The organism is Streptosporangium sp. NPDC051023, from assembly GCF_040689595.1.
Classification (GTDB): Bacteria; Actinomycetota; Actinomycetes; order Streptosporangiales; family Streptosporangiaceae; genus Streptosporangium.
This window is the reverse complement of sequence record NZ_JBFBCE010000040.1, coordinates 70,736-86,331: the sequence shown is the minus strand read 5'-3', so window position 1 is coordinate 86,331 and position 15,596 is coordinate 70,736. Positions and strand designations below refer to the sequence as shown.

General features: G+C 68.1%; 13 protein-coding genes. 9 read left to right on the top strand and 4 right to left on the bottom strand.

Going from position 1 to position 15,596, the window contains the following annotated elements; genetic code table 11:
* The first annotated feature begins 762 nt into the window (after positions 1 to 762).
* Both AB0395_RS25745 and AB0395_RS25740 read left to right on the top strand, forming a co-directional pair.
* Positions 763 to 1,746, top strand: a complete 984-nt coding sequence (locus tag AB0395_RS25745; RefSeq protein WP_366284730.1) for a hypothetical protein — start codon at positions 763 to 765, stop codon at positions 1,744 to 1,746.
* Between the two features lie 132 nt (positions 1,747 to 1,878).
* Entirely contained in the window at positions 1,879 to 3,402 is a 1,524-nt protein-coding gene (locus tag AB0395_RS25740) for an NAD(P)-binding domain-containing protein (protein ID WP_366284728.1), read from the top strand.
* 51 nt (positions 3,403 to 3,453) lie between these two features.
* Here AB0395_RS25740 and AB0395_RS25735 read toward each other — a convergent pair whose 3' ends face one another.
* Both AB0395_RS25735 and AB0395_RS25730 read right to left on the bottom strand, forming a co-directional pair.
* The gene (locus tag AB0395_RS25735) at positions 3,454 to 3,759 is read right to left on the bottom strand and encodes a hypothetical protein (protein ID WP_366284725.1); all 306 of its coding nucleotides are present in this window, start codon (positions 3,757 to 3,759) and stop codon (positions 3,454 to 3,456) included.
* Positions 3,760 to 4,012: 253 nt separating this feature from the next.
* Positions 4,013 to 4,921, bottom strand: a complete 909-nt coding sequence (locus tag AB0395_RS25730; RefSeq protein WP_366284722.1) for an NAD(P)-binding domain-containing protein — start codon at positions 4,919 to 4,921, stop codon at positions 4,013 to 4,015.
* Positions 4,922 to 5,016: 95 nt separating this feature from the next.
* Here AB0395_RS25730 and AB0395_RS25725 point away from each other — a divergent pair, with 95 nt between their 5' ends.
* The gene (locus tag AB0395_RS25725) at positions 5,017 to 5,409 is read left to right on the top strand and encodes a helix-turn-helix domain-containing protein (RefSeq protein ID WP_366284733.1); all 393 of its coding nucleotides are present in this window, start codon (positions 5,017 to 5,019) and stop codon (positions 5,407 to 5,409) included.
* On the opposite strand, the gene AB0395_RS25720 is transcribed toward AB0395_RS25725, so the two are convergent.
* A complete protein-coding gene (locus AB0395_RS25720; RefSeq protein ID WP_366284720.1) occupies positions 5,355 to 6,056 on the bottom strand; it encodes an SUMF1/EgtB/PvdO family nonheme iron enzyme in 702 nt (233 codons plus the stop codon). The two genes, AB0395_RS25725 and AB0395_RS25720, sit on opposite strands and share 55 nt — an antisense overlap.
* 487 nt (positions 6,057 to 6,543) lie before the next feature.
* Here AB0395_RS25720 and AB0395_RS25715 point away from each other — a divergent pair, with 487 nt between their 5' ends.
* The 4 genes from AB0395_RS25715 to AB0395_RS25700 all read left to right on the top strand — a co-directional run bounded on the left by AB0395_RS25715 (position 6,544) and on the right by AB0395_RS25700 (position 12,047).
* The gene (locus tag AB0395_RS25715; RefSeq protein ID WP_366284718.1) at positions 6,544 to 6,885 is read left to right on the top strand and encodes a hypothetical protein; all 342 of its coding nucleotides are present in this window, start codon (positions 6,544 to 6,546) and stop codon (positions 6,883 to 6,885) included.
* 339 nt (positions 6,886 to 7,224) lie between these two features.
* Complete coding sequence (locus AB0395_RS25710; RefSeq protein ID WP_366284715.1) at positions 7,225 to 10,239, top strand: phosphatidylinositol-specific phospholipase C domain-containing protein; 3,015 nt, start codon at positions 7,225 to 7,227, stop codon at positions 10,237 to 10,239.
* A 289-nt stretch (positions 10,240 to 10,528) separates the two neighbouring features.
* Complete coding sequence (locus tag AB0395_RS25705; RefSeq protein ID WP_366284713.1) at positions 10,529 to 11,038, top strand: GNAT family N-acetyltransferase; 510 nt, start codon at positions 10,529 to 10,531, stop codon at positions 11,036 to 11,038.
* Between the two features lie 196 nt (positions 11,039 to 11,234).
* Positions 11,235 to 12,047, top strand: coding sequence for an aminoglycoside 3'-phosphotransferase (locus tag AB0395_RS25700; protein WP_366284710.1), 813 nt, complete (start codon positions 11,235 to 11,237; stop codon positions 12,045 to 12,047).
* Positions 12,048 to 12,171: 124 nt separating this feature from the next.
* Here AB0395_RS25700 and AB0395_RS25695 read toward each other — a convergent pair whose 3' ends face one another.
* Positions 12,172 to 12,975, bottom strand: coding sequence for an SDR family NAD(P)-dependent oxidoreductase (locus AB0395_RS25695; protein ID WP_366284707.1), 804 nt, complete (start codon positions 12,973 to 12,975; stop codon positions 12,172 to 12,174).
* Positions 12,976 to 13,075: 100 nt separating this feature from the next.
* Between AB0395_RS25695 and AB0395_RS25690 the strand changes: the two genes are divergently transcribed.
* Positions 13,076 to 13,672 (top strand): TetR family transcriptional regulator, encoded by a 597-nt coding sequence (locus AB0395_RS25690; protein ID WP_366284705.1) that lies wholly within the window; start codon positions 13,076 to 13,078, stop codon positions 13,670 to 13,672.
* A 198-nt stretch (positions 13,673 to 13,870) separates the two neighbouring features.
* Complete coding sequence (locus tag AB0395_RS25685) at positions 13,871 to 15,487, top strand: SMI1/KNR4 family protein (protein WP_366284702.1); 1,617 nt, start codon at positions 13,871 to 13,873, stop codon at positions 15,485 to 15,487.
* Positions 15,488 to 15,596 lie beyond the last annotated feature (109 nt).

The window sequence follows — 15,596 nt, the reverse complement described above, 5'->3', positions numbered from 1 at the left end:
CCGGCAGCTCCCGTCCTTCCTGGCCAAGGTGTCCGTCAAGCACTCCGTGCCGACCAACGCGATCCTGCGCTCCAATGGAGCGGCGCCGTTCCGTCGGTACGGCCTCCGCGTTCCCTCGCCCCCGTGGGCCCGCAGAGCCGTACCACACGACCGTGTCCGACTGACGGTTCCCTGAGGGTCACGTCGCCAGGCGGCGAACACGGTCACAGACGGCGAGCGATACCCGCCGCATCCCTCTTGAGCGGGCCACTCACCGTCCTGGACGGCGCCGGTGCCACCATCGGGGGCGTGTCCGCGCACACCACCCGCCGGGCCTGCCACCGGCGCCCGGCCAATCCGCCCGCCGCGGCGGGGTCGAACACGATGGAGCGAGAGGCCCCGTCAGAGGGGGTTCACCGGGTCGCCCCACCGAAAGATCGAGGCGTCCTTCATCCAGCCGTGTACGCCGTTGCCTGCCACGGCCCGCGTCCGGCCGCCGGGGCACTGCCCACACCCACCGGCCCCACCGTGACAGTCGCGTCCGCGACCACCGCCCCCGATACCGCGCACACCCCCGTGAAACGCATGATCCCCCCTGCTCAGGACGTTCACACCGGACGAAAACGCTCTCCTCCCGCCCGCGCACGACAAGTATCACGAACGGCGAAATCATCCTCAATCATTAAAGTAATCCTTAAAGCGTGAGCACTTTAGGGGAGCGAGACAAACCATGGTTTCAGTGGGAGCGGAACGCTCACTGCCGGTGCGTGGAAGGGGGACCACATGCAGGGCTTTTCCGAACTCCAGCTCGGGCGTTTGGACGAGGTCAGGGTCTCGGTCGTGCTCCACCCGGGGGTGACGCTGCTGTCGCTGACGGCCGGAACCATGGGCGGTCGCCCGCACGGCGTTCCCCGGCACTGGCGGCGGGCGGTCATGGCCTCGGCCCCGCGCAACGCGGCCGAGGTGCTGCGCCCGCTGTTCGCTCCGCAGTTCTCCGTCATCCCCGACTGTGTGAGCCCCACGGTCTCGATGTCCGAGGTCGACGCCGACACCCACCTGGAACGGCTCGCCGACCTTTCCCCCGACACTCTGCTCTCCGAGCTTGAGGCGGAGTTCTCCCCGGCCGTCCCCGCCCAGTGGCAGCCCGTCGTCGAACGTCCCAGAGCGTGGATCAGCGCGTACGCGCACCTCATGCGCATGCTGTGGCAGGAGTTCAAGCCGGTCTGGCGCCGCGCGGACAGCCTGCTGAAAAGGGAGAGGGAGAGAGTCGGAAGCGCCGTAGTCAGCAATCGCCTGGAAACCGTCCTGGGCAACCTCAGCAAGCGTTTCCAGTTCTCCGGGACCACCCTCGGCCTGCCGGACCAGCAGGCCAAGCGGTTCGATCTGGCCGGCCGGCGTCTCGCCCTGGTGCCGATCGTGTCCGGCAACGGCGCCAGCGTCTTCGCGTTCGACGATCCCGAGACGGCGTGGATCGGTTACCCGCTCCCGGCACTGGGCGTGCTGTGGGACGACAGCGGTCACGAACCGCCCGCCAGTGACTCTCTCGCCCTCACCCTGGGGCAGGCCCGCGCCACCATCCTGCGAATGGCCAGGGCGTCGCTCACCATGAGCGAGGTCGCCTCCCTGCTGCGCTCGACCCCAGCGTCCGCCACCTACCACTGTGCCCAACTGGAGGCCGCGGGACTGCTGGAGCGCGAGCGCCACGGCCGCCATGTGCGCATCCGCTCGACCGCCAAGGGTGAGGCGCTGGTCGACCTGCTGGCGTGAATCCGCCGGCGCCGTGAGCGTGGCGCGGCCGTACGGCGTGGCATGAGGCGGAGAGCACGGCGCGCGGGGATGAGCTGCCGCCGGAGGTGGGTATCCCTGGAGGGCCCGCACAACCTCCAGAAAGGTCGGCTCGTGATCCAGGAGCATCGTTATGTCGTGGTCGGCGCCGGTCCCGCAGGGTTACAGATCGGTTACTTCCTGCGGGAGCGGGGAGCGGACTACGTGATCGTCGAACGGGAGCGCTCCGCGGGCGGCTTCTTCGGCCGCTTTCCCCGGCATCGGCGGCTGATCTCGCTCAACAAGGTGCGCACCTGGTCCGACGACCCGGAGATCCGGCTGCGCTGGGACTGGAACTCGCTGCTGAGCGACGACTCGTCCCTGCTGTTCGCCGACTACAGCGACGACTACTTCCCCTCCCCCGATGACCTGCGGCGTTATCTCACCGACTTCCACACCACCCACGACCTGCGGATCGCCTTCGGCACCGGGGTCAGCCGGGTGATCTGCAAGGAGGGGGGTTTCCGGCTCGAAACGGAGAACGGGCAGGAGATCCAGGCCGAGTGCCTGATCTGGGCGGGCGGATGGGGCGGCCCAAACATCCCTGACATCCCCGGCATCGAGCACGCCGAGGGATACGAGGACATGGTCGTCGACCCCGAGCCGTTCCGCGGCAAGCGGGTGCTGATCCTCGGCAAGGGCAACTCGGCCTTCGAGACGGCGCACGCCCTCCACGACCACGCCTCGATGATCCATCTGGCCAGCCCGAGGCCGGTCAGGCTTGCCTGGAACTCCAGGCATCCGGGGGACGTGCGCGGCTCGTACGGCGCGCTGCTCGACAGCTGTCACTTCAGCGCGCTCCACGCGTTGCTCGACTGCACGGTCGAGCGGATCACATTCGACGGCGCGACCTACACCGCCGACATCGTCCACAACCACGCGGGCGGCGAGCACGAGACGCTGGAGTACGACGCGGTGCTGCGCTGCACCGGTTTCCGGATGAGCACCGAGGTGTTCGCCGACGGGCTGAGAACCACTCCGGGCGGGAGACTGCCCGCGATCACCTCCGACTGGGAGTCGGCCAACCTCGACGGGCTCTACATCGCGGGCACCATGATGCAGGCTCGTGACGCCAGGCGGGGGTCTTCGGCGTTCATCTACGGCTTCCGCTACAACCTGCGGACGCTGAGCCGCCTGCTCGCCGAGCGCTACGACGGGGTACGGCTCCCGCGCACCCCGGTCCCCAGGGCGGCGCTGGCCGGGTCGGTCCTCGACCGGGTCAACCGCAGTTCGGCCCTGTGGGCCCAGGCGGGCTACCTGGTCGACGCCCTGGTGATCACCGAGCACGGCATCGACCGCTACGAGGAACTGCCGGAGGACTACGCCGTCGAGCGTTTCGGGGACCTGGTGACCGTCGGCCTGCGCCAGAGCAGGGAGCCCGACCCCGACGACCTTGAGGCCGCCGCGCTCGCGGTCGAGCGCCGCCCGTTGCCGGGAGCAACCGAGAGCGAGGCCATCCACCCTGCCGTCCGGGTCTTCAGGAACGGCGTGCTGACGAGCGAGCTGCACCTGCCGGACAGCGTGATCGCCCAGTGGCGCCACCCGGACCGGCACATGGCCCCGCTGAAGAGCTTCTTCGACCGGCTGCTCCCCCTGTAAGTGGGTCAGTGGTATGCCGGGTGATGCGTATGGCACCGCCCGGCACGGCCCTCATGCGGGCTGGAGCTGCTTGTCGACGTCGGCCACCTTCCTCGTGTCGTCGAGAAGGTTCATGAACCCCCGGTCCTGATAACGCCGGTCGGTGCCCAGTTCCGCCAGCACGTCGTGCGACAGGCTCTCCGGATCGATCGGGATCATGCCACCGGACGGGCTCGCGATGTCCATGGAGAACCCGGCCCGTTCCGCGTAGTCCCAGAAGTGCGTCAGTTCTCCGAGCCACAGGCCCGTACGCATACCGGCCTTCTCGTACTCCTCGGCGTTGGTGACGATGACCAGGATCTTGTTCGTCGCTGACATGTCCGCTCCTTCGTGCGGGAATGCGTGGATGCTTCGCACGGGACAGGCGCGGGAAGTGGGACACCGGTCCCCGGGCGGCGTCCTCGCGGGACGGCCGGGAAGCATCACGACTTCGACTGTCCTGCCGGATTACCCGCCCAAAAATCCGACAAACCACCCTCGGCGTGACCAACGGGGCGATGGTGGGCGCGGGAGTGAGCGCCGCCGCGGTCGCCCTGGTCATGGCCGTGCTGTACGGCAGGGCCTGGCACCGTCAGGTGCTCGGTTCCGTGGTCCGATAGCGAGTGAGCAGGTCGATCACGCCCGTGGTGCCCTCGTCGCCGTACCCATCGGCGAGGCGACGCTCCATCAGGTCCATGAACGGGGTCAGCAGTTCGGCGCTGACCCCCTGTTCCTCGGCCGTGCGCAGCAGCGTCGCGTTGCCCTCGGTCATCATGGCGAGGTTGGACACCACCCCCCTGGTGTAGTCACCGCTCTCCAGGTGGTCGGCGACGCCGTACGCGTAGGGCGCCATGGCGGTGAGCCAGCCGGTGAGCAGGGGGGCGAACTCCTTCGGCGAGACGTCCTTCTCCTTGCGGAGCAGCGCGAAGGCATGTGAGACTCCCGCGAACATCCCGGTCATCGCGCTCAGCAGCGCCACGTCGTACAGGGCGGCGAAGCCGGGGTCCTCGCCGACGTACACGGCGCCCGCCGGTACGGCCAGCATGTCGTGGCGGGTGTCGAAGAGGGCGCGGGATCCGCTGTAGAGGATGTAGGCGCCCGACTCCGGGACGCCGATCATCGGCGGTACCGCCATGATCCCTCCGTCCAGGAAGCGGGCACCGCGCTCCTGTGCCCATCTCGCGCGGGCACGGCCCTGGGCGGGGGTGCCGGTGGTGAGGTTGACCAAGTCCCTGCCCACCAGGTCGGCGCCGGCCAAGACCTCGCCGGTCGAGGCGTCGTTGAGCAGGCAGAGCACCACGAGATCGCTCGCGGCCACCGCCTCCGCGGCGGTCGCGGCGACCTCCGCGCCCTGCGCGGCGAGCGGTTCGGCCCGCCCCGGCGTACGATTCCAGACGGTCAGCGGATGCCCGGCGGCGAGCCAGGCCCTGGCCAGCGCGGTGCCCATGGCACCGAGTCCGAGAAGGGTGAGCCGGGACTTCTCGAGGGTGTCGTCGGTCATGCCGACTAGGCTTGTGGAAGGCCCCGGAGCGATCAAGTACGCACTTTGAAGTGGGTGGTTACCCCGGGGTGAGTGAGCAGGCGGGAGGGGTGGAGATGGCGGTCGCGCGGAGGCCTGGAGCGTACGTCTGCGGCATCGACGCGGCGATGGACGTGATCGGCGGGAAGTGGAAGGTGCTGATCCTCTGGGCGCTCAACGAACGCGCGTGCCGCTTCGGCGAGTTGCGCAGGCTGCTTCCGGGCGTGACCGAGAAGGTGCTCACCTCTCACCTGCGGGAGATGGAGGAGCACGGCATCGTGCACCGCGAGACGTACGACGAGGTGCCGCCTCGCGTCGTGTACTCCCTGACCTCGCTCGGCGTCTCCCTCAACGACGCGCTGAAGCCGCTCGGCGCGTGGGGAAGGGAGCACGTGCTCGGCGGTGTGGAGAGCGCTCACAGCGACCGGGCGAGCCGGAACCCGAGGTCGTCGACGCGGAAGGTCGGGTGACTCTTGCGGCGGCACGACGCCCGGCATCCCCGGGGCGGGTCGAAGCCGCCTCCGCCGCGGAAGACACGGTACGGGCCGTAGACACCGGGATCGTAGAGGTCCCAGCACCACTCCCACACGTTTCCGATCATGTCGTGGAGGCCCCACGCGTTCGGCGCCTTGGTCGCGACGTCGTGCACCTCGCCGCCGGAGTTCCCGCGGTGCCAGGCGATCTCGTCCAGCTCCCCGTAGCGGACGCCGGAGGTCCCGGCCCGGCAGGCGTACTCCCACTCCGCCTCGGACGGGAGACGGTAGCCGTCGGCCTCCCCGTCGCAGACCACGTCCTGCCCGTCGGGGTCGTCGCCCATCGAGTAACAGGGGTCGACCCCCGCCTCCCGCGAGAGCAGGTTGCAGAACCGGACGGCGTCCATCCAGGAGACCTCGGTCACCGGCGTCCGCGGCCCCGCCGACCCCGCCGGGCTTGTGGGCGCCTCGCCCCGGACGTCGTGGTACAGCTCGCGGGTCACGGGACACGGCTCCAGCAGGAAGGCTCCGACCTCGACCTTCCAGTTCGTCTTCGTGCCCTCGTCCCGCAGGACGATCTCCCCGGCGGGGATCCTGATCATGCGCTCGGTGACCGCCTGGCGTGGCGTCGATTCAAGACTCATCGTGCCCCACCCTACTGGGCCGAGTTCCCGCACGACCGGCGCAGACACGAGAGAAACATACCCCGGAGGCGCCAAAAGGAAGATTCCCCATGAAATTCACGGAAGCGCCGCCACCGGCCTCACCACGAAATTCCGATCGCCACAGGGGACCACGGAAAAAGCCGGACGCACCGTGCACCGGCCAGGGCCCGGCGACCAGGTCCACCCCTCGACCTCCGGCGCGAACGCCCGTCACGCCATCGACGGAAGCCGGGACGACACAGGTCACACAGCGAGGGCGCGGCGACGCGTGGGGGGCGGAGCCTCGCCGCGACGGCCCGGCGGCACTCGCGCACCATCCGGCCGACGTTTCTTCACACCCCTTTCTCACTTTCAGCATATGACCTTCTTTTTGAATTGTCCATTTACATTAATTTCGCCGTTTTCCTCTTGTGGCCGCGTCACGTTCAGGTGTATTTCTTTGTCGGTCTTTCAGTGAGGAGATGATGTGACGGCGGGCGAACAGAAAGCCACGAATGTCGGCCCTTCGGGTATCGACGTCGCCTACGATCCCCCCGGTGTCGCCCGCCAGGCCGTGGCCGCCCTCGCCTCGGGAGAGCGGACGGCGCGGCTGCGGTCGCTGGACGTGCCCACGCTGGTGATCCACGGTGCCGATGACCTGATGTGCGACGTCAGTGGCGGGCGGGCGACCGCGGAGGCCGTCCCCGGCGCGGAGCTGGTGCTGTTCGACGGCATGGGCCACGACCTGCCCCGCGCGCTGTGGCCCGAGATCGCCTCCCTGATCGCGAACCTCGTCCGGCGTGTCGAGGCGGCGCCGTTCGGCGACTGACCGGCTGAGCGACGTCCTGTCCACGTCCGGGAAGACGGGGCGTCGAGACGGGAGTCCTGCCGTCAGTGACCCATGGCCGCGGGGGCCTGCTCCCGCTCCGCGCCGGGCCGGTCCCGCGGTCGCGTATGACCAGGAAGGCTAGGACGGCCGCGGCCAGGACACCGCATCTTCTGACGGCTGTGGCCGGGGGCCGTCCGCTTCGCCTTCGAGAGGGCGATCAAAGATCGTCGGTTCTCGCCGAGCATAACGGTTAATTGGTTTTCTCCGGAGAGGCCACGGGGAAGGGGCCGGGACGAAAAGGCCATCGAGAAATCGGGCCGATCCCGAGTTTCCTGTCGCGTGACAGTCGATGACCACCCGTATCACACCGTGGAGAGAGCATTGGTTTACACGAATACGGCATACGCGGTGGTCAAGAACAACACCGGTATCACACTGAAGAGCCTGACTCTGCACCACCAGTATTCAAGTGACGGGCCGTCGTCCACCACGTGGTCGCTCGTGGGTCCGGGTGCGACCACGACGCCGATGACCGTGTACTACAACACCGGCTTCATCCGGACCGGCCAGGATTACTGGTGGGTCGAGTACACCCTGCCCGATGGCTCGGAATGGGTTTCGCCTCAACATCTGAAGGCGACCCTGAAAAAAGAAAACGACGGCAAGAGGGTGACGTGGATCATCACCGGATCGATGCTGACGGGGAGCTTCACGGAAGATGGGATGCAGCTCACCATGAGCGCGGAACCCAAGTACAACGCCTGGGCCGCCGTCGCCTTTCGTAATGATCTCCCAGTGGCCGTGAGCGCGACGCTGGAGCACCAGTACTCCAGCGACCAGGTCTACGACCACCGATGGTCGCCGGTACCACCTGATTCCACGACCGGCGCGGATCAGGCTTTCATCGTCTACTTCAACACCGGAATGATCCGGACCGGCCTGGACTACTGGAACCTGTCCATCCAGCTCGACATCCCGCCTTATGACAACGCTCCGGCAGAGGCCTTCGCTCCGTTCACGAACGCCTCCAGGAACACGCGATGCACGCTCCAGGGCAGCGACAACGGGAAGACCCACACGGTCATCGTCGACGGCAGGGGGATGATCCTGAACATCGCCAGTGGCTGGGTGATGGACCAGTGGAGGACCTGGAACGGATACAACACCCTCGCTCTGATTCAGATCAGGAACGACTTCGCCTCCACCATCTCGACCGTGGTGCTCACCCATCGGTACTCGGACGACACCACGTGGCGCCAGACGCGGGCGCTCATTCCGGCCGGTGGTCACTCTCCATGGATGGTGGTCGAATACAACATCGGATACATCCGGACCGGCCTGGACTACTGGAATGTCTGGGTCTATCTGGAGAACGGCGAGTGGTACCAGAACCACAGAGCGGACAAGGAATGCATGTTGGGCACCGAGGACGCCGTTACTCCTTCCACGTTCTCGGTTTCGACGGATAAATTCCGCCTCGACCTGGCGTCGGGTTCGTGTCAGGACTCGATGGACGACAAGGGCAGGTTCGCACCCGCCGGGGGCCGCGACGCCAACAAACCGTACAACGAGAACGCCTTCATCGGGAGTCACAACGCGTACGCGAATTTCGCGAACGGCTTCTGGTACGCGCAGCAGACCGGTTCCATCGAAACCCAGCTGGCACTGGGCGCCACGACGCTGCTGCTGGACATCTGGTATTACGACGGTGATATCTATCTGAAGCACGAAGACATAGGGTTGCTGCAGCCGTTCGTTTCCAATCAACCGCTCTCCGCCGCGCTTGCGGCCATCCGTGGTTACCTGACGATGCAGTCACGGGACCCGGTGACCATCATCTTCGAGGACCATGTCGACGAGGAGTACCAAAATCTGATCAAACAGGCGTTCTTGACGAGCGATACGTGGGGCATGGTGTTCAATCCGAACACCTATGATGTCGACCAGAACGGCTGGCCGACACTGGCGGGCTTCTTCGAGATGCAGCAACCCCTGATCGTCATGACGTCGAACCAGCAGTCTCCCGATTTCGCCTACCAGTGGGCCTACATGTCCGAGAACGTGTACGGCGACGCCAGCCTCGATCCCGCCACCTGGCTCAATCCTCGCTGCGAATCCCAGCCGCTGAACCAATTCGCGCTCTGCGCCCTCAACCACTTCACCACCTGGACGGTCTCCGGCTTCACTCTCAGCGCGTGGATCGACCGATCCAGTACCGACAACGCAACGACACTGCTCACAACCATGACCGATGCCTGCCACAACCGGTGGAAACGCTACCCGAACTACATCAACGCCGATTTCTGGGAGGTGCCCCCCGACGGTCTCATCGACACGATGTTCTACCTGAACCAGAAACTCCAGAACATCACCCTTCCGATCATCCGCGTCGAGAACGGCCGAGCCATCCTCGAAGAGACCGACCACAGCCGCCTCCTGCGCGGCGACTGGGATCGGGCGACCCGCTGGATCGACCGGCACCTCGACCGGATCTGCGTCCGGCCGGACCCGGACCAGCACGGGCCGATCGCCCACCAGCTTGTCGACATGGTGAATCTGAGCTTGATCGTGAGCACCCTGCACGCGGCCCTGCCTTCCGGCGAGACGGTCGTCCAGGACTGGCTCCAGCGGACCGTCCGCGAACTCGCCCGCTATCTCCTGGACATCGAACCCGCCGTACTCCGGGCGCTCGACGGGGGCGCGGCGGCCTTCGACGAGCTGTGCTGCATTCCCTACCTCCTGTTCGAGCGCTCGGGGACCACCTTCGAGGTGACCGACGTCGTCCGCGCCCGGGCGCGCGACATGTCCGTCTCAGGCGACCACGACCGGATCCTGCTCGCGGGCCTGGCCGGCAATTCCGACGCGGCGCCGCAACTGACCCACCGGCTGGTCGGGACCCGCGCGGACCTCGTCGAAGACCGCCGTACGTCACGGATCTACGACTTGACCCACGAGATCCTCTACCGCTTCCACCTCGAACCCCGGCTCATCCCTGAGCCTTCCATCACGGGCGAGCTCGAAAGCCTGCTCGACGAGGTCCTGCCCGTGAACGCGGATCTCGGCGCTGAACTCCTGGCCTGCCACTGGCTGACCGGCGGACCGGTCAGCCCCGCCGCCCGTACCGCCGTCGAACGGCTCAAGGCGGTCAACGAAGCACTTCAGGCCCGGTGCGAGACCGATCACAAGGACGGGCGCCACTGCCCGCTGTTCAAGGACCAGATCCACAACCGTCTCACGATGGTCCTCGGGCTGGGCATGACGCTCGCCGTCGCCGGCGAGGTCCTCGACACGAGCTCCGACCGGACCACAGAGGCGGCGCGGCACATCCCGGCGAGCAACGATCTCGCACGGTGAGAGCGTTCAGTTCACCCGTGACGCACATGCCGCGCGACGACTCCACACAACATCCCATTTCGACCCCACCCGTTTGACATGGGCCATTGCACCCGCCATCGGTGACCTCCGCTGGCGGGCAGGTGGCAGAAACGGGCTGCGATACCGAACCTGGTCCGGTCAACCTCGGCGCCGAAGGACCGCGTGCCGCGTCTCCGAAGCGAGCACTGTTGCATATTGATCGCAGTAACATGATAAAAGCAACTGCAGACTCTTTCTAGGAAGACTCCCGGTCCACTAACGTGCTCAGATGGCCAGGAACATCACCGTTTTCCCGGCTTCTCCGGATGACGGGGGCGCGGTAGGCGAGATCCACTCGGAATCATGGAAGGCCGCCTACTCCGGGTTCTTCTCCCCGGAGTTCGCCGCCGAGGCAATCAGACAGCGGCGCCACAGGTGGCACGACGTGCTCGCCGAGGGCGAGAACACGGCCATGCCGGCCGCGCTGGAGGGGCGACCGCTGGCCTTCTCCTTCTTCGGCCCCTCCCCGACACGGCCGGGGTCGGCGGAGATCTTCGGCTTCTACGGTCACCCGGATGGCTGGGGAAGCGGCGTCGCGAGCGCCCTGATGACCGCTTCCCTGCTGAGGATCCGCGAGGACGGCTTCGGGCACGTCCACCTGTGGACGCTCCGTGACACGCCCCGGTCCCGCCGCTTCTACGTCAAGAACGGCTTCGCGGAGTCAGGTGTGGTCCGCGGCCATGACTACGGCGACGGCAACCCGCTCGACCAGGTCGAGTACGAGCTGTTCCTTCACTGACAGCCCGGGGCCGCCAGCTGCCACCTCGCGGCCGGGCCGGGGCCGGGAGCTCATACGGTCTCGAAACAAAGAGGCGAGAACTCGGCGGGAGCGCCGCTCGGGTCCGGAGCCCATGGCCCGGCCCAGGCGCGAGGGGGCGATCCGCCCGAAAAACCCGTTTGTCGCCGATCTCACGCCCCTGGAAGGATCACGTCCCATGAGCCATCCCGTCGTCTCCGAGATCCCGACCGGCCCCGTGACCGTCCCCGGCGTCATCGCGGCGCTCGCCGGTGACGACAGTGTCACTCCGGTGTGGCGCAACGAGCTCGGCGGCCTGACGTTCCGCCTTGAGGACGGGCGCGGCGGCATCAGGTACGTCAAGTGGGTCGCGACCGGCACCCCGGAGATCGACCTCCCCGGCGAGGCGGAGCGCCTGGCCTGGGCGCGGCCGTGGGTGGACGTCCCCCGGGTCATCGAGCACGGTGCCGACGCCGACGGCGCGTGGCTGGTCACGGCGGCGCTCCCCGGACGGTCGGCGGTGGACTCCCGGTGGATCGCCGACCCGGCGACCGCGGCGGCCGCGATCGGCCGAGGACTGCGCCTGTTCCACGACGCCCTGCCCGTTGAGCGGTGCCCGTTCGACTGGAGCGTCGATCGACGGCTCACCCGCGCCGACGAACGCATCGCCGACGGCGAGGGGCCGGCCGACCGGTTCCCCGAGCACCGCCACCTCGACCTCGCCGAGGCCCGGGCACGCATCGGCGAGCCGCCCGCGATCGACCGCCTGGTCGTCTGTCACGGGGACGTGTGCGTCCCCAACACCCTGTTGCACGACGACGGCACGTTCGCCGCGCACGTCGACCTCGGTTCGCTGGGAGTGGCCGACCGATGGGCCGACCTCGCGGTCGCGGCCTGGAGCACGGAATGGGACTACGGCCCGGGATACGACGGCATCGTGTACGACGCGTACGGCATCGCTCCGGACCCGGAGCGCATCTCCTACTACCGTCTGCTCTGGGACATGGCCTGACCGGTCGCGCCCGGCTCCGGGGCTGAGGTCACTCCCGGCCGCCGCGATCGGCACGCGGAGGGAGGGAAGACGGGACGAGCCGCGGCTACTCCGGCCTGTCGAAAACGGCTGCGCGAGGGCGGGGTCAGTCGCTGGGCGGGAGCATGGCTCGGCGCCCCGGGGCGGCGGGCGACTGGACGGTCATGCCGCCGTCGACGACGAGGAGTTGCCCGGTGAGGTAGCGCGATTCGTCGGAGGCGAGGAAGACCATGGTGTGGCCGATGTCCTCCGGGCTGCCGAGATAGGGCAGGGCGTTCGTGCGCTTGAGGCCGTCGACGACGTCTTGGGGCAGGTTGGCCAGCAGGGCGGGGGTGACCACCGCGCCCGGTGCCACGGCGTTGCAGCGGACCCGGTCCGGGCCGTACTGCACGGCGATCGACTTCGTGAGGTTGATGACGGCGGCCTTCACCGCGCCGTAGGAGATCTGCAGGACGTCTCCGACCAGGCCTGCCACCGAGGCGGTGTTGATGATCGATCCGCCACCGGCCCGGATCATGTGGGGAAGCGCGTGCCGGGAGCCCAGGAGCACGCTGCGCACATTGAGGGCGACGGCACGGTCGAATTCGGCCATGTCCAGCCGCAGCAGGTCCAGGTCCACGCGCGGATTCGTGCCGCCGACATGGTTGCAGAGCACGTCCAGGCGGCCGAACTCGCGGACGGTGGCGCTCACCATGTCGGCCACGGAGTCCTCGTCCATGACGTCGACCGTCAGCGCGAGCGAGCGGCCACCGGCGTCGTCGATCAACCGGGCCGTCTCCTGCGCGGCGCTCTCGTCACGGTCGGCCACGGCGACCAGGGCGCCCTGTGCGCTCATCAGCTGCGCGGCGGCGCGGCCGATGCCGCTACCTGCTCCGGTGATCAGCGAGACCTTCTCCTTCAGGCGGTCCATCGAACAGCTCCCCGCTCCCCATCGGTTTGTCATCAGTGATGACAAGTGTATGTCACCTATGATGACTTACCTCTTCTGCAGGAGTGAAAGGGGTTCGCCCGTGGCAGCGCAGCCACGCTTCCCGGCACGCCGCCGGTCGGCGACGGTGACCCGGCAGGCGATCTCCGAGGCGGCGCGCGAGCTCTTCGCGGACAGCGGCTTCGACGCGGTGGGCATCCGGGCCATCGCCGCCCGCGCCGGTGTGGACGCGGCGCTGATCATTCGCTACTTCGGCTCGAAGGAGCAACTGTTCCTCGAGGTCATGGCCGTCGATCTCCCGGTGGCCGCGGTCATGGACGGGCCGCTGGAAAACCTTGGGCTCGCCCTTGTCGAGCACGTGCTCGGCCTCTCCTCCTCCGCCTCGGGAACCCTGGCGGTGACCTCGCTGGCCGCGCTTTTCCAGGCCTCGGAGCGGGCACCGGTCCAGCAGACCCTGCGCGAGACCATCGAGAAGGCCTTCGCCGTCCCGCTGGTCGGCCGGCTCCGTGGCGGCGACGCCGAACTGCGGGCCCATCTGATCGCGGCCCAGATCGGAGGCCTGCTCACCTCCTTGCACGTGGTGCAGGACCCGGTGCTCAGCGGTGCCACCCGCGCGAGCCTGGCCGCCTGGTACGGAGCCGCCATCCAGCGTCTCATCGACGGAGAAGACACCCCCTAATGGGAACTAACCGGATCCGCACCGGAGGGCGGGCACCGACCGGAGCAGGTCGTCACCCAGAGCCTGTGACGACCATGGCCCCGGGCGCGGGCCGTACCCGCGGTTCAACGGCGGGCGCGGAGTTGCCGTTATGACCGTGGACGCGGGGATCGGCTTCGGCGGCCGCCGATGTCGGTGCCATACTCCACAATCTCCGTCATGGACCTCACCGCCCTCGCCGCCGTCATCGGTCCGCCGCCGCAGTCGCCTTTCCCCGTCGACTGGCCCGGCGTGGAGCGCCTCCTCGGCGTCCGGTTCCCCGACGACTACAAGGCGTTCGCCGAGGCCTACGGTCCCGTCCTGGTCGGAGAGTGGATCTGGGTGGTGCTCCCCCACGATTCCGAGCGCGGCGGCTACCTCAAGCAATTGAAACAGCGCCACGACCTGCAGCGCAGCATGCGGGACCTTGATCCGCCGGCTCACCCGTTCACCTTTCACCCGGAGCCGGGAGGGCTGCTGCTGTGGGGTGAGTCCCGCGGCGGCGAGAGCTACTTCTGGGACACCTCCGCCGCGGACGACCCGAACCTGTGGCCGACCATGCTCTTCTCCCGGGACCGGCCGTGGCCGGGCGGTTCGCGGGACAGCTGGCAGACGGTGCGATCACCGATGACCGACGTTCTCATGGCACGCGTCCGGGGGGCTCTGGAACCGCATCCCGGTCACGCGCTGGCCGCACTGCCGTCCCACTCCCCGGCGTACGCGTGGGCCACCGGGCCACTCGTCCTGCCCGCCACCGACGATCGGCCTCCGCCGTCGGCTTCCGCCGGTGCACTGGCGACCACCGTCGAGGTGGCCGGATCCCCACCCCGGATCGACCTGTCCGGCTTCGACGGCCCCGCCGATTACGGCGAGCTGATCGCGCGGCTCGGCGTGGGCAGGCTTGCGGGTGTCCTGCGTTTGCTCGCTCCCGGTGCGCCGCAGGACTTCGACATGGACGCCGAGGAGGGCATGGTCAGTGCTCGGCTGCGGGCACGGCGCGCGGCCGGTGAGCGGGTGGTGCGCTCTCCCATCGTGCCCGAACCGGGCGGGCTCCGCCTGTGGGGGGTGTTCGACGGCGGCGAGACGTGCTGGTGGGTGCCGGTCAGCGGTGACGCCGACGAGTGGCCCGTTGTGATCCTGGACGCCGACGGCGTGGGATGGCAGCGCCTGCCGTACGGCGCGACCGTGTTCCTGGAGCGCTGGCTGGACGGCGGGCTCGACCTGCCGGTGCTGTCGCTGTCGGCGATCCCGCGCCCGCGTGTTCTTCTTTCCCCGGGCACTGATCGTCCTGGCCTCACCGTCACCGAGATGGCACGGGACCCGCTGGCCCAGCTCCGCACGATCATCGGCGAACCGGCGGCCGGTTACCCGTGCGACTGGCCGTACATCGAGCGAGCCGTTGGCCTGTCCCTGCCGGGCGACTACAAACGCCTCATCGAGACCTACGGAATCATCGGGATCAACGGCGTCTCCGTCGCACCCCCGAAGGACCTTCGTGACATGCACGACGAGTACGCCGACTACCTGAACCACTGGGAAGGCGACAACCCGCTTCCCGTGCATCCTGAACCCGGTGGCCTGCTGTGGTGCGCGGACACCGAAGGACGTGAGTGCCTCTGGTGGGACACCTCCCATCCCGACCCCGATCAGTGGACGATTATCTGGGACGTGGAGTTCGACCGCCACACCTTCGCCGGAACCCTCACCGAACTGCTGGTCGCCGATCTCACCGGCACCCTGGAATCGTCACTGACCGTGCTCACCCCCTCGGACGAGGGACCGCTCCGGTGGGAATGAACCGTCATGCCTCGCCGAAGCCCTTCGTCGGAACAGATCGTCACCAAGAGCCTGTGACGGCCATGGGCACGCCCCGCGCTCCTCCCACGGGCGCGGGCCGTACCTGCGG

Bases quoted from the DNA above. Each gene is read 5' to 3' on its own strand.
- AB0395_RS25730 (WP_366284722.1), bottom strand. From the start codon at position 4,921: ATGACCGACGACACCCTCGAGAAGTCCCGGCTCACCCTTCTCGGACTC.
- AB0395_RS25700 (WP_366284710.1), top strand. From the start codon at position 11,235: ATGAGCCATCCCGTCGTCTCCGAGATCCCGACCGGCCCCGTGACCGTC.
- AB0395_RS25725 (WP_366284733.1), top strand. From the start codon at position 5,017: ATGGCGGTCGCGCGGAGGCCTGGAGCGTACGTCTGCGGCATCGACGCG.
- AB0395_RS25685 (WP_366284702.1), top strand. From the start codon at position 13,871: ATGGACCTCACCGCCCTCGCCGCCGTCATCGGTCCGCCGCCGCAGTCG.
- AB0395_RS25695 (WP_366284707.1), bottom strand. From the start codon at position 12,975: ATGGACCGCCTGAAGGAGAAGGTCTCGCTGATCACCGGAGCAGGTAGC.
- AB0395_RS25720 (WP_366284720.1), bottom strand. From the start codon at position 6,056: ATGAGTCTTGAATCGACGCCACGCCAGGCGGTCACCGAGCGCATGATC.
- AB0395_RS25735 (WP_366284725.1), bottom strand. From the start codon at position 3,759: ATGTCAGCGACGAACAAGATCCTGGTCATCGTCACCAACGCCGAGGAG.
- AB0395_RS25705 (WP_366284713.1), top strand. From the start codon at position 10,529: ATGGCCAGGAACATCACCGTTTTCCCGGCTTCTCCGGATGACGGGGGC.
- AB0395_RS25745 (WP_366284730.1), top strand. From the start codon at position 763: ATGCAGGGCTTTTCCGAACTCCAGCTCGGGCGTTTGGACGAGGTCAGG.